Raw genomic sequence first — 341 nt, forward strand, 5'->3', positions numbered from 1 at the left:
CCCCCCGCGCTTCGCTTTGCGCCCGTCCGCTCGATCACTTCGACACAGAGAAGCCGCCGATCTTTCGACCAGCGGCTCCTTGTCGCTCCCCCGCAGGAGAAACTTGTTAGGCGAACGAGACCTTCGTGCTGACGCGGCGACGGCGCATCGCACCGCCAACCATGCCCATGCCGCCGATCATCATCGCCCAGGTCGTCGGCTCCGGCACCAGCCCGAACGCCGCGCCGGTGGTGAAGGTGTAGCCTGGGTTCGCCAGCACATCGACGTTCACGTTCCAGCCGATCGCATCCAGCAATGCCAGATCGAGCGCCTCGACCTGATCTTCCAGACCGGAGCAGATG

Annotated in this window: 1 protein-coding gene; it reads right to left on the reverse strand. The window is 65.1% G+C overall.

Annotated features, from left to right (window positions below; all coding sequences use genetic code 11):
• Nucleotides 1-106: 106 nt before the first annotated feature.
• Nucleotides 107-341: PEPxxWA-CTERM sorting domain-containing protein (locus AC0IYH_RS30185; RefSeq protein ID WP_471837798.1), on the reverse strand; the 235-nt coding region annotated here is incomplete at its 5' end.

Source organism: Pseudomonas sp. AC463 (assembly GCF_979253585.1).